Source organism: Roseiarcus sp., from assembly GCF_052145395.1.
Lineage (GTDB): Bacteria > Pseudomonadota > Alphaproteobacteria > Rhizobiales > Beijerinckiaceae > Roseiarcus.
The window spans coordinates 1-13,442 of record NZ_JBKQOT010000566.1 but is presented as its reverse complement, the minus strand read 5'-3'; the positions used below and the strand labels follow the sequence as shown (position 1 = coordinate 13,442).

Here is a 13,442-nt window from a genome sequence, read left to right as displayed (position 1 = left end):
GTTTCGACGTCAATCCAGCACGGATCGAGGCGCTGCGCGCGGGGCGCGACGCGACGCTCGAACTGAGCGAGGAGGAACTGCGATCGGCGACGGGTCTGATCTATTCGCTCGACATTCGCGATCTCGCCGACTGCAACATCTATCTGGTCACCGTCCCGACGCCGGTCGACGAACACAAGCGGCCCGACCTCAGTCACTTGATCAGAGCCTCGCGCTTAATCGGATCCGTGCTGAAGCGCGGCGACATCGTCATTTATGAGTCGACAGTCTATCCCGGCGCTACCGAGGAAATCTGCATTCCGGCCTTGGAGAGCGTCTCGAAGCTCGCCTTCAATGTCGACTTCTTCGCGGGCTACAGCCCGGAGCGAATGAATCCGGGCGACAAGACGCGGCGCTTGCCGAACATCAAGAAGATCACCTCGGGTTCGACGCCAGAAGTCGCCGAGCGCGTCGACGCACTTTACCGTCTCATCGTCGTAGCCGGAACGCACAAGGCGCCGAGCATCAAGGTGGCCGAGGCCGCCAAAGTGATTGAAAACACCCAACGCGACGTCAACATCGCCATAGTCAACGAATTCAGCATGATCTTCAATCGATTGGGGATCGACACCGAGGCCGTTCTCGTCGCCGCCGGCACAAAATGGAACTTCCTTCCATTCCGTCCCGGCCTCGTCGGGGGGCACTGCACCGGCGTCGATCCTTACTACCTTAGCCAGAAAGCGATGGCGGTCGGCTACCATCCCGAGATCATCCTGGCGGCACGGCGGCTCAACGACGGCATGGGTCGCTACGTCGCCTCTCAGTTGATCAAGGCGATGGTGAAGGGTCGTATCCGTGTCGTGAACGCGCGCGTCCTGGTGATGGGTCTCGCATTCAAGGAAAACTGTCCCGATTTGAGAAACACCCGTGTCGTCGATTTTGTCCGCGAGCTGGCCGAGTTCAGCGTGACGGTCGACGTGTGGGACCCTTGGATCGCCGCGGAGGATGCGAAGCGCGAGTACGACCTCAACCTTGTCGCCCGGCCTGAGGCCGGCGCTTACGACGCGATCATAATCGCGGTCGCTCACGACGAATTTCGCGGCATGGGCGCCGAGCGCATTCGCGCCCTGGGTAAGGAGCGGCATGTGCTCTACGATTTGAAATATGTCCTCGCCGAGACGGAGTCCGACTTGCGCCTGTAGGCTTGCCTTCGAGCCTCGCGTTTCACCCCGCGCGATGGGCCGAGCGAGGGGGGGCGCCATTCACGGAAGTGCTATTAGATGCGTAATCGGAAATATGCGATGCTACGAGAAGTGTCCGCAAAAGAGCGACGCGCGGTCACCCCCTTTTGCCGGGACCTCAGGCGGTGATGTATTCGACCGACAAGGACTCAATTTCGGCTCGCGCTTTGCAGAAGTCGGGAGTCGTCGGCGTAGCGACAGTTTTCGCGGGCGCGCGCGCCGGCGCTGACTTTTTCCCCTATCTAACGCTGCTTGGCGCGGTCTTCATTTCGATTGGGCTGCACTTGGTGGCGACGTGGGCGATCGCCTCCGACGATCCCCCGGAGCGGCTGCTCAATACGTCGATCGGCCTCTTTCTTGCTATTCTGAGCGGTTACTATGTTCTGAAGCGGATTTCGGACTTTCCCAGCATGCAAGCTGTCGGCGCGATGCTGACGATCTTCACCGCTTCGTTCCTGATCGTGGTGTGCGCCCTTCTGCTGGCCGGAATCGAGCATCGGCCGCTGTCCCTCTTCACCGGCTATATCGTCACCGTGATCTGGTTCGCCGCGGCCCTCAGGCTCGGCGAGCGTCGGCGAAGGCCGCGGTTCGCCTTGGTGCCGATCGGCGAGGCGGCCTGCGTGCGTGCTCTTACTGGCGCGCGGTGGACGCTTGTCGACCCGTCGATGCCTCCTGATGCTTGCGACGGCGTCGTCATCGATCTGGGCGCGGATCTCGACGCAGAATGGCGAGCCTACCTCACGGCCTGCACGCTCGCGGGCATTCCCATCTATCACTTCAGGACGGTCTCCGAGGCACTAACCGGACGCCTTGAGATCGACTCTCTCTCCCAGAGCGCGTTGGCCGCTGTCGGCGCCAACCGTGGGTATGGCGTCTTTAAGCGCGTCATCGATTGGATCGCCGCCCTCGTCGCCGTAGTCGCGCTTGGTCCGTTTCTGCTACTTGTCGCGGTGCTGATTAGGCTCGATTCCAAGGGAGCCGCCCTGTTTCGTCAGACCCGGCGAACGAAGGGCGGGCAGCCGTTCACCATGTACAAGTTTCGTACCATGAGGGTGGCCGCCGCTGAGCCGGACTCTCTGCAGGACGCGATGACGCGTGATCGCGACCCGCGCATCACCCGCTTGGGCGCATTCCTGCGGAGGACCCGGATCGACGAACTGCCGCAGATTCTGAACATCTTCCGCGGCGAGATGAGTTGGATCGGGCCGCGCCCCGAAGCGGCGCCGCTGGCCGAATGGTACGAGCGCCAGTTGCCGTTCTACGGATATCGATACCTAGTCCGACCCGGCATCACCGGCTGGGCGCAGGTCAACCAGGGACACGTCACTGAGCTGGACGCCGTGCGCTCCAAGCTGCATTACGACTTATACTACGTCAAGAACTGCTCTATCTGGCTTGACATCCTTATCGCGCTCAAGACTATCAAGACGATCTTGACAGGGTTCGGCGCTCACTGACGTCATGCGGGAATTGACACATCGTTCCGACGCCGAGTCCCGATCCAATCGGGCAATCGCCTATCATAATGGCCTCGCAACGGGCTGGAGCGGCCGCTACGCTTCCGGCGGCTTCAGGAAGCGTGCCGACTTCTTTGGTCGAGAGGTTCTCCCGTTCCTCGCGCCGCGCGGTCGGTGGATCGACGTCGGCTGCGGGAGCGGCGTGTTCAGCCGCATTCTGGCCAATCACGGCGCCGACGTCCTCGGCGTCGATGGCTCGAGCGAGATGATCGAAGCCGCGCGCGCAGGCGGGGGCGAGCCAGCGCCCCGCTACGAAGTCCGCACGATCGAGTCGCTCGAAGTCGAACCCGCCGGCTGCGACGGCGTTCTGTGTCTCAGCGTGATCGAATATCTCGACGATCCCATCGCTGGCCTCGCGATCCTGACACGCCTGCTGCGGCCGGGCGGCGCTCTCGTCCTTTCGGCCCCAAACCGGCGTTCCGGCCTTCGCCGTGCGCAGTCGGCGCTGCGGGCGTTGGCCTTGCGCGTCGGGGCAAAGGCTTTCGATTACCTCGAATGTTCCCGTAACGCATGGTCGAAGCACGAACTCGCCGCCTTCGCCGACTCTGGCGGTCTCGACGTCGACGCGATTCTCGGCTTCGACCCAATACTACCCAGTGCGCTGGCGCGCTTCGCTTCGCCGAGCCTGTGGTTCCTTATCGCCAGCCGCCGTCCGCCGAAATGCTGAGACGCCGACCGGTCGTCCTCACTGTGAGGCGGCCGCGCGGCGTGCGTCGAGGAAGACGATAGCCTCCTCGACGATCCGCTCCGCTGCCCGTCCGTCCCAGAGCTTTGGAACGCGGCCGCGCTTGCCGCCGGTGCGCAGGACATCCGCGACGGCGGCCTCCAAAGCGGCGGGATTGGAGCCGACGAGCGTGTTGGTCCCCTCATCGATCGTCACCGGTCGCTCGGTGTTTTCGCGCACCGTGACGCATGGCACGCCGAGCGCTGTGGTCTCTTCCTGAACTCCGCCGCTATCGGTGGTGACGACGCGTGCTTCCCGCATCAAGCCGAGCGAACGTAGATAGCTCAACGGATCAGTCGCGAGCATATGCGGCGACGCGAGCCGCTCCGCCAGCCCGAACCTGACAAGATTGGCGCGCGTGCGTGGATGGACGGCGAAGACAATCGGCAGATCGGAAGAGAGGCGAACCAGAGCGTCGACGAGGCCCGCGAGGCTGACGGGATCGTCGACGTTGGAGGGTCGGTGCAGGGTCGCGAAACCGAAGCCCTTCGTGGCGACCGCGGAGCGAAACGCGGGCGAGGCGCCGATCTCGCAAAGGCAATCCTTCGCTGGCACAGCGTGATCGAGGCAGGCGTAGAGCGTGTCGATCATCACGTTGCCGACCAGCTTGATGCGCTCTGGTGCGATCCGTTCGGCGGTCAGGTTGGCGACACCGTCGCGTTCGCTGACGAAATGCAGGTCCGACACTTGATCGACGACGAGCCGGTTGATCTCCTCGGGCATGCCGCGATCGAAGCTGCGCAGGCCCGCCTCGACGTGGGCGACGGGAATCCTGAGGTAGCTCGCCGTGAGTGCGGCGGCGACAGTCGAATTGACGTCGCCGACCACGATCATCAGATCCGGCCGCGCCTCGACGAGGAGCGGTTGCAGGGCGAGCATCACGCGCGCCACGACCTCGCCGCCGGTGCCGGAGCCCACCTTGAGATTTACGTCGGGCTCGGGAATGCGCAACTCCTCGAAGAACACGCGGTCCATCCAAAAATCGTAGTGCTGCCCGGTGTGGATCAGGCGCAAGTCGCACTCTGTTCGCGCCTGCAGCGCCTTGACGATAGGGGCTATTTTCACGAAATTCGGCCTGGTCCCGACGACGCAGTAGATACGGTGGAGCTTGCGGTCGGTCATCGTGGGTTCACGTGCTCTCGTTCAAGGGGGAAACGGGGTGCCGGCGCGTGAGCTTTCGGCCCAACGGCCGTCTCCCGGGAGTGCATAAATGCGTATCCTGTTTTTCTCGCACTACTACGAGCCGGAGGTCAACGCGCCGGCCTCGCGCACCGCCGAGCATTGTCGCGCTTGGGTCGCGGCCGGCCATGACGTGACGGTGGTGACCTCCGCGCCGAACCATCCCCAGGGTCAAGTGTATCCCGGCTACCGCAACCGCTGGTTCCAGACCGAGACGATCGCCGGGGTCCGGGTCGTGCGCATCTGGACGCTGCTCGCCGCCAACGAAGGATTCGCGCGGCGGATCTTCAACTACCTCTCTTATCTCACCTCGGCGATCGTCGCGCTGCCGCGCCTGCCCAAGGCGGATGTCGTCGTCTCGACCTCGCCGCAATTCTTCTGCGGGCTCGTCGGACTGTTCGCTGGGCCGTACAAGCGCGCGCCTTGGGCGCTCGAGATCCGCGATCTTTGGCCGGAGAGCATCGTCGCGGTCGGCGCCATGCGCAAGGGCCGCGCGATCCGCTTCCTCGAATGGCTAGAGGGTTTCGCCTACCGGCGCGCGGACGCGGTGGTCTCGCTCACGCGTTCCTTCGTGCCCCACATCGCAGAACGCCGCGGGACCGCAAAAGGCGTTGTCGTCTTTTCGAATGCGGCGGACCTCGGCGCCTTCGTCAGGAGCGGCGACGGCGGCGCCGTGCGGCGGGCGCTGAGCCTGGAGGGTAAATTCATCGGCGCCTATGTCGGCACGCACGGTATGGCGCATGGTCTGACGACGATCCTCGACGCCGCGGAGATTCTGAAAGACGATCCACGGTTCGCGTTCTTGATGGTCGGCGATGGCGCAGAACGGCCGCGGCTCGAAGAAGCGCGGGCGAAGCGCGGGCTCGCCAATGTGCTCATCCTCGGCCAGCGTCCCAAGTCCGAGATGCCCGGCGTCTGGAGTGCGACCGACGCGAGTCTCATCCTGCTCAAGCGATCCGATGCGTTCAAGAAGGTCCTGCCGTCTAAGATGATGGAGGCGATGGCGATGCGTTGCCCGATTATCCTCGGCGTCGAAGGCGAGGCACGCGACGTGCTCGAGGAGGCGAACGCCGGCATCGCCATCCCGCCCGAGGATGCCAGCGCGCTCGCCGCCGCGATGCGTTCGCTCGCCGACGACCCCAAGCGCGCTGCGGCCTATGGCGGCGCCGGGCGCGCCTACGCCGACGCGCATTTCGATCGCGCCGAAGTCGCGGCGCGATATCTACGATTTCTCGAGGACGTCGCCGCGCGGCGACCGATTCGCGAAGCAAGGCGCGACGCCGCCACGCGGTCGGCGGCCGAATGAGCGATCCGATCGGACGATTGCGGCGCTCACTCGCCTTCGCTCGCCATGTCCCGCCGAGGCAGGCGTTGCGCCGCATCGCGCTCTCCGCGCGCCGGGCGTGGCGCGAGCAGCTTGGAGCGCAGACCGCAAGCGTCGACGCCGCAACTGCGTCGAAGCTCCCACTGCCGATCTTCCCGCCCCGCTCGGGCATGATCGAATGCGGGCCGCGTGGCCTCGTCCTCACGTTTCTGGGACGGGCGGTCACGATGCCACCCGCAGCAATCGACTGGCAAGCGCCGAGCCGCGCGCCCGAGCATCAGTTGTGGCGGATGCATCTGCATTACATGGAATATCTCGAGGAGGTCGACGATCCCCTGCTCGCCGCGCTTATCGAGGATTGGATTCGCGCCAATCCTCCGGCACGCGCTGGCGCGTGGAAGGACAGCTGGAACTCTTACGCGTTGTCGATCCGGGCCGTCGTCTGGATGCAGCAACTTGCCCTGCGCGGCGAGCGGATCGCCCCGTCAACGCGCGCGCAGGCCGTAGTGAGCCTCGCGGCGCAGCTCGCAAACCTCGAAAGCGAGCTCGAGACCGACATCGGCGGCAACCACCTCATCAAGAACCTCAAGGCGCTGCTGTGGGGCTCTGCGTTCTTCCGCGGGGCCGCCGCGCAGCGCTGGCGGCGCACCGGGTTGCAGCTGCTCTCCGCCGCGCTCGAGGCTCAGATCCTCTCCGACGGCGTCCACTTCGAGCGCTCGCCCTCCTACCACGCCCAAGTCTTCGCCGATCTCCTCGAATGCCGCCACGTTCTTGGACCCGACGACGCCCCGCCTGCGCTCGAGGCCCGGCTTCGCGCCATCGCGCAGGCCACCGCTGACCTCGCCCACCCCGACGGGCTGGTTGCGCAGTTCAACGACGCGGGGCTCCACATGGCCTACCCGCCGCGGACCTGCCTCGACGTCTTCGATCGGCTGTTGGGCAAGCGTCCGGCGCCGCGCGCCTCCTTCGTGTTTCCAGCAGCCGGATATTTTGGGCTGCGGTCGGGCGACACACTCTTCATCGCCGATTGCGGCCGGATCGGTCCCAACGCTCTGCCCGCCCATGCGCATGGCGACGCTCTGTCCTTCGAATGGTCGGTGGCGGGCGAAAGGCTGATCGTCGATCCCGGCGTCTTCGAATATATCGCCGGTCCGCGGCGTATGGCAGCGCGATCCGCGGCCACGCACAACACCCTGTGCTATGACGGTCTCGATCAGGCGGAGTTTTTTGGCGCGTTTCGCTGCGGACGTCGGCCGAACGTCACGGTGCTGGCCTTTGACGCCGACGATTCGCATCTCGTGCTGAAAGGGACGCATGATGGATTTGGCGCCGCGGCGCGTCATGTCCGACACTTCGAGGTCGAGCCCGGGCGAATGCGGATCGTCGACGCTTTCGATGCGCCGCCCGGGCGCCCGGCCCGCCTCGGCTTTCTTCTGCACCCGGAGGCCGAGGTCACCCGCGCCGGCGACGGGCTTCTCATCGCGCGCGGGTGCGCACGCGTCGAGATGCGATGCGACGTCGCCATGACGGTTGAGGGCGCCGTCTGGTGGCCGGATATGGGCGTCGAGCGACCGACGCGGCGTGTCACGGTCGCACCGGACGGCGCGCGCCGCCGCGTCGTTACGATTTTCACATTGCGAACGGCAGAGGATTACGGGAAACCGGCGCGAACTCCCCCAGTCCTCCCACCGGAGGCGTCTTGAAGCAGGTCCAGCAGAACTACCGCAGCGGCGAGTTGAAGGTCACCGAGGTTCCGGCCCCTGTCGTCGGCGACGGAGAGATCCTCGTCGCGACGCGCGTGTCGCTCATCAGCGCGGGTACCGAGCGGCAGTTGATCGAGCTGGCGAAATCCTCGCTCGTCGGAAAGGCGGCGGCGCGGCCGGATCTCGTTCGGCGCGTCCTCGCCAACGTGCGGCGCGAGGGGGTGAGGCCGACGCTCGACAAGGTGTTCGCGAAGCTCGACACGCCGATCCCGCTCGGCTACAGCCTCGTGGGCGAGGTGATCGGGATCGGGCGCGGCGTCTATGGGCATTCGCTCGGCGACCGCGTCGCCTGCGCAGGCGCCGGCCTCGCCAATCACGCCGAGATCAATGCGACGCCGAAAAACCTGACCGTGTCGGTCCCCCCGGGCGTCGACGACGAGGACGCGAGCTTCGTGACGCTCGGCGCCATCGCGCTCCAGGGCGTCCGTCTCGCGGCGCCGACCCTCGGCGAAACGATGGTGGTGATGGGCCTCGGCCTCATCGGTCTGTTGACGACGCAGATCCTCAAGGCCAGCGGCTGCCGGGTGATCGGTTACGATCCCAAGCCTGAACGCGCCGCGCTCGCCAAAGTGCTCGGCGCCGATGTCGCAGTGAGCGACTCGCTCCCAGGAGTGGTGGCGAACCGCACAGGCGGCTTCGGCGCCGACGCGGTGATCGTCACCGCGTCGTCGAAGTCGAGCGAGCCCGTCAACACGGCGGCCGAGATCAGCCGGATGAAGGGACGCGTCGTCGTCGTTGGCCTCGTCGGCCTCACGATCGATCGCGACGCCTTCTACAAGCGCGAACTCGAGCTGAAGTTGTCGATGTCCTACGGACCCGGCCGCGGCGATCCTGCTTACGAGATCGCCGGCCGCGACTATCCGCTGCCTTATGTGCGTTGGACCGAGCAGCGCAACATGTCGGCCGTCCTCGGCCTGATCGAGGAAGGCAAGGTCACCCCGAAGAAATACGTCACGCACCGCTTCCCGATAGCCGACGCCGAGAAGGCCTACGAGCTGATGCAGAGCGGCGCGCCGCATCTAGCGATGCTGCTCACCTACCCCGGCGACGTCTCCCGCGCGACCCGACCGCCAGAGGCGCAGCCGGCGCGTGCGACGAAAGGCGAACTCGGCGTCTCGTTCATCGGCATGGGCAATTACGCCCGCTCCGTGCTGCTACCAAAGGCGCGCGGCGCCGAGTGTGTTCGGCTCGAGAGCGTCGTCACCAAGACCGGCATCAGCGCCGGCCATGCGAAGGACAAGTTTGGGTTCGCTCGCGCGGCGACCGATCCAGCCGCAGCGATCGACGATCCGGCGACCGACGCCGTCTTCATCGCCACCCGCCACGACACCCACGCCTCGCTCGCGGCGCGCGCCTTGCGCGCGGGCAAGCACGTGTTCTGCGAGAAGCCGCTCGCGATCGAGCGCGCCGGGCTCGGCGATTGCATCGAGGCCGCGCGGCACGCGGCGGGCATTCTGACGGTCGGCTTCAACCGGCGCTTTGCGCCGTTGCTCGTGGCGGCGCGCCAAGCGCTCGAGCCGCGCTCCGGCCCGCTGATGATGCTTTATCGCGTCAACGCGGGGGTCATCGCGCCGGAGAGCTGGATCCAACGCGAGGAAGGCGGTGGCCGCATTCTCGGCGAGGTCTGCCATTTCGTCGATGCGCTGACCTATATGTGCGGCGCGCTGCCGGTCGAAGTCCAAGCGGTCTCGGCGGCCGGACGGCCGGACGCAGTATCGGCGATCGTGAAATTTGCGGACGGCTCGGCCGGTACGATCGTGTACACGTCGCTCGGCGATCCCGGCGCGCCGAAGGAATATGTTGAGGCCTTCGCGGACGGGCGTGTGATCCGGCTCGACGATTATATCGGCCTGACTGTCGACGCGGGCGGCCGGCGTAAAGCGACGAAGGGCGCGCAGGACAAGGGCCAGGCGCAGCTCGTCGCCGCCTTTCTCGCCGCCGCGCGTGGCCGCGGGCCGGCCCCGATCCCGCTTGCCGAGATCGAAGCGGTGAGTTTCGCGACGCTCGCGATCGAGGAGGCGTTGCGCAGCCCTTGAACACCATCCCGACCAAGCTGCCGATCACCGCGATCATCCTCGCCTTCAACGAGGAGGTTCACATGGCGCGCTGCCTGACGCGCCTTTCCGCCTGGGTCGAGCGTGTTGTCGTGATCGACAGCTTCTCGCGCGACAGGACCGTCGAGATCGCGCGGGAGCTGGGCGCCGAAGTGCTGCAGCACCCGTTCAAGAACCACGCCGACCAATTCCGCTGGGGACTCGCAGCCGCGACGCCGACGACGCCCTGGGTGATGCGGATCGACTGCGACGAATATTTCGAGGAGACCGCACCGGCCGCGCTTGCCGCTTTGCTGCCCGGCTTGCCGGATGAGGTCGCGGGCGTGACCGTCAAGCGCAAACTCATCTTCCGCGGCCGCTGGATTCGCCATGGCCGCTACTATCCGACCTTCCTCTTACGGATCTGGCGCAACGGCGCCGGCGAGGTCGAACAGCGCTGGATGGACGAGCACATCGTTCTCAATCGCGGAAGCGCGAGGCTGCTCGAGGGCGCAGATCTCGTCGACCACAATCTCAACGACCTCGATTCCTGGACCGCCAAGCACAATCGCTATGCGACGTTGGCGATGGTCGACACTCTCAACCGTGAATATTCGCTCTTTGCCGAAGATATGCGCATCGAGGGCTCGGCCGGCGCCGCCCGGCGCAACCGTGTCCTGAAAAACTCCGTCTATGGCCGTGCGCCGCTTTATTTGAGGGCGGTGGCGTTGTTCATCTATCGCTATGTGTTCCGCCTAGGCTTTCTCGACGGTAAAGTCGGCTTCGTGTTCCACTTCCTGCACGGCTTTTGGCTCTTCATGCTGATCGACGCCAAGCTCGACGAGGCGCGCGACGCAATCGCCGCGCACGGTCTCGAAGCGTTCAAACGGCGCCTTGCCGAAACGCAGCGGATCGAGCTGTGATCGAGACGGCGCATCGCCCCGTCGTGCTGACCTTGCTCGGCTGTTTCTGGCCCGGCAACGATTCCAGCGGTCCCAATCAGAGTTTCATTTCGCTCGCTCGCGCGCTTGGCGACACGTTCGAATTCCGCGTCGTCGCGCGCGATGGTGCGACCGGAGCGCCGAGCGCACCAGCCGATGTCGAGCGTTGGATCGATCTCGGCTACGCCAAGGCGCGCTATCGGCGGGTCGGCCGCCTTGGCGCGAGAGGCCTCGGACGCTTGATCGCGCACACGCCGCACGACTTACTCTGGCTCAACAGCATGTTCGACCGCGAGTTCTCGCTGCCGACGCTTGCGCTACGACGGCTCGGCCTCATCGCACGCAAGCCTACGCTGCTGTCGCCGCGCGGCGAATTCGGCCTTGGCGCGCTCGATCTCAAACCTAACCGCAAGCAGCTTTTTCTCGCGGCCGCATGCAGGCTCGACCTCTGGCGCGGTGTCACCTTACATGCAACCAGCGAGGCGGAGGCCGCCGACATCGCGCGCGGGCCGGCGGCTGGACGCCCGGTCGTCATCGCCCCCAACATCCGCCTCGTCGCCGAGACGCCCGCCTACGCGCCGAGCGCGAACGGGGCGTTGCGCGTCGCCTTCGTCGGCCGCATCGTGCCGGTAAAACAGTTGGATTTCGCGCTCGACTCGCTTGGAAAATTGGGATCGCGCGTCGATTTCGACATCTACGGGCCGGCCGAAGACGAAGCGTATTGGCGCCAGTGCCGCAAGCTCATCGCGGCCCTGCCTGAAAACGTCCGCGCGACGTGGCGTGGCGAGACCGCGAATGCGGAGATTCTCAGGCGGATGGCGCAGACCGATCTCTTTTTCCTGCCGACCGCCGGCGAGAATTTTGGCCATGCGATTTTCGAGGCTCTGGCCTGCGGCGTTCCGGTCCTCGTCAGCGACCAGACACCGTGGCGAGGCCTTGCCGCTCGGCGCGCCGGTTGGGACCTCCCACTCGCCGCGCCGGAAATGTTCGTCGAAACGATTGAGGCGTTCGCGGCCATGCCTGAAGACCGGCGGACGGCGTTCCGTCGGGGCGCGCGGGCGGTGGCGCAGGACTACGTCGAGCACAGCGGCGCGATCGAGCGCAACCGCGAGATGCTGCGCGCGCTCTTGCGCGAGGGCGCCAGCCGATGAGCGAAAGGAAGCGCCTTGCGGTCGTCGTCTCGCATCCGATCCAGTATTTCGTTCCGCTCTATCGGGCGCTCGCGGCGGAGCTATCTCTCGATCTCCATGTGCTGTTCGCCTCGCGCATCGGTCTCGATAAGACCTTCGATCCGGTGATGGGCGTGCCAGTTGCTTGGGCGACCGACCTCACCGACGGATATTCGCACGAATTCTTGCTGGAGGCGGGGCGGATCGATAAGGTCGGCTTTCGCGACGTCGACAATCCGAGCGTGTCCGGCGCGCTGCGGCGTTTCGCGCCGGACGCCGTGATTCTACACGGCTATGCGATGTTGACAATGCTGCGTGCGCTGGCCTGGTGCCGCGTCCACGGCGTCAAGGCGATCCTCCTCTCGGACAGTTCCTCGCACGGCGCGCCTGCCGGCCCGCGCCGATGGGCGAAGATGATGATCGCGCCGCTGCTGCTGCGACAATACGGCGCGGCGCTCACGATGAGCGAGCGCGGCGAGCGGCATCTCGCGAGTCTCGGCTATCCGAGCAACCGCATGTTCCGCACGCCGGTGATGATCGATGCAGGCTTCTGGAGCGCTCGGGGCGAACGCGCGCGGCTGCGCGCCGTGGAGCGGTCGCGGCTCGGGCTCGCCGAGGACGCGTTTGTCGTGCTCTATGTGGGCAAGCTCTATCCGGGCAAACGCGTGTTCGACGCGCTGCGCGCGCTCGAAGAGTTCAAGGACGAGCGGTTTGGCGTCGGGGTGGTCACGCTGCTGGTCGCCGGCGACGGCATCGAGCGCGAGGCGCTGCGGCGATTCGCCATGGAGCGTGGCCTCGACGTCCGCATGCTCGGATTCGTCAACGTCGATGCGCTGCCGCAGTTCTATGCCGCAGCCGACGCGCTGGTCCATCCCGCCGAAAGCGAACAGTACGGGATGGTGGTAGTGGAGGCCGCGGTGGTTGGCCTTCCCTTAATCCTCAGCGACCGGATCGGTGCCGTCGGCGCAAGTTCGATCGCGCGGCCCGACGTCAATGCGCTTGTCTACCCTTGCGCCGATATCGGCGCCCTCTCCCGCGCAATGGCGTCCCTGCGAAACGACGTGGGGCTTCGCGCCCACATGGGCGCAGCCTCGCTGACGATCTCGGCCGACCACTCCGGCCCTGAAAGCGTCCGCGCGGTTCTGAGGGCGGTTGCGTGTTGAAGCGGCGCATTGTCAGACTAATGTTTGACGCGATACCGCTCCTGTTACACTGATCCGGTCTCGTAGATGGTGGAACAGATCGCGCAAATCACGGGCCAATATACCGCAGATCAAGGTGTCAGGCCGCCGCCTCATTCTTTCGTTCTCTTCTTCTCGAACGTAATCGTAATAGCTTAGGCTGGCATCGATTTCAACAGTGACCAAGCTTAACCTTAGCTTCGATTTGTATTTCGATTATTATTTTGGTGCCATTCACGCGGTCAATGTTCTTACCTCACTGGTGTGCGTAGGTCCTCACTGATTTTGTATCCGCTGGGCTCGCACGTTTACGGGGTCTTAGAAGGCTAATTTCTAATGCGAACAATGCGGGGTTCGTTCAGGGTCGTTCAGTTCTCTGACCTTTAATGGC

At 65.3% G+C, this 13,442-nt stretch carries 10 protein-coding genes; 9 read left to right on the top strand and 1 reads right to left on the bottom strand.

Annotation, left to right across the window (positions count from 1 at the left end):
- The 3 genes from ACLP25_RS19505 to ACLP25_RS19495 form a co-directional block, all read left to right on the top strand.
- On the top strand, window positions 1–1,181 hold a 1,181-nt coding region (locus tag ACLP25_RS19505; protein ID WP_442470816.1), incomplete at its 5' end, for a nucleotide sugar dehydrogenase.
- A gap of 167 nt (window positions 1,182–1,348) precedes the next feature.
- Complete coding sequence (locus tag ACLP25_RS19500) at window positions 1,349–2,677, top strand: sugar transferase (protein WP_442470817.1); 1,329 nt, start codon at window positions 1,349–1,351, stop codon at window positions 2,675–2,677.
- Window positions 2,678–2,681: 4 nt separating this feature from the next.
- Window positions 2,682–3,404 carry a class I SAM-dependent methyltransferase gene (locus ACLP25_RS19495; protein ID WP_442470815.1) on the top strand — a complete coding sequence of 241 codons (723 nt, stop codon included), beginning with the start codon at window positions 2,682–2,684 and terminating at the stop codon, window positions 3,402–3,404.
- A gap of 18 nt (window positions 3,405–3,422) precedes the next feature.
- Here the strand turns inward: ACLP25_RS19495 and wecB are convergent, their stop codons facing one another.
- A complete protein-coding gene (wecB, locus tag ACLP25_RS19490; RefSeq protein WP_442470814.1) occupies window positions 3,423–4,583 on the bottom strand; it encodes a non-hydrolyzing UDP-N-acetylglucosamine 2-epimerase in 1,161 nt (386 codons plus the stop codon).
- A gap of 88 nt (window positions 4,584–4,671) precedes the next feature.
- Between wecB and ACLP25_RS19485 the strand changes: the two genes are divergently transcribed.
- Genes ACLP25_RS19485 through ACLP25_RS19460 form a run of 6 tightly spaced genes read left to right on the top strand, consistent with a single transcriptional unit; the run spans window position 4,672 to window position 13,033 of the window.
- Window positions 4,672–5,946, top strand: a complete 1,275-nt coding sequence (locus tag ACLP25_RS19485; protein WP_442470813.1) for a glycosyltransferase family 4 protein — start codon at window positions 4,672–4,674, stop codon at window positions 5,944–5,946.
- Entirely contained in the window at window positions 5,943–7,667 is a 1,725-nt protein-coding gene (locus ACLP25_RS19480) for a heparinase II/III domain-containing protein (protein ID WP_442470812.1), read from the top strand. Before ACLP25_RS19485 ends, ACLP25_RS19480 begins: the two co-directional genes overlap by 4 nt.
- Window positions 7,664–9,763, top strand: coding sequence for a bi-domain-containing oxidoreductase (locus ACLP25_RS19475; protein ID WP_442470811.1), 2,100 nt, complete (start codon window positions 7,664–7,666; stop codon window positions 9,761–9,763). Before ACLP25_RS19480 ends, ACLP25_RS19475 begins: the two co-directional genes overlap by 4 nt.
- On the top strand, window positions 9,760–10,683 hold the full coding sequence (locus ACLP25_RS19470; protein WP_442470810.1) for a glycosyltransferase family 2 protein: 924 nt from the start codon (window positions 9,760–9,762) through the stop codon (window positions 10,681–10,683). Before ACLP25_RS19475 ends, ACLP25_RS19470 begins: the two co-directional genes overlap by 4 nt.
- Window positions 10,680–11,852 carry a glycosyltransferase family 4 protein gene (locus tag ACLP25_RS19465; RefSeq protein WP_442470809.1) on the top strand — a complete coding sequence of 391 codons (1,173 nt, stop codon included), beginning with the start codon at window positions 10,680–10,682 and terminating at the stop codon, window positions 11,850–11,852. The genes ACLP25_RS19470 and ACLP25_RS19465 overlap by 4 nt, the downstream gene beginning before the upstream one ends.
- On the top strand, window positions 11,849–13,033 hold the full coding sequence (locus tag ACLP25_RS19460; RefSeq protein ID WP_442470808.1) for a glycosyltransferase family 4 protein: 1,185 nt from the start codon (window positions 11,849–11,851) through the stop codon (window positions 13,031–13,033). The genes ACLP25_RS19465 and ACLP25_RS19460 overlap by 4 nt, the downstream gene beginning before the upstream one ends.
- Window positions 13,034–13,442 lie beyond the last annotated feature (409 nt).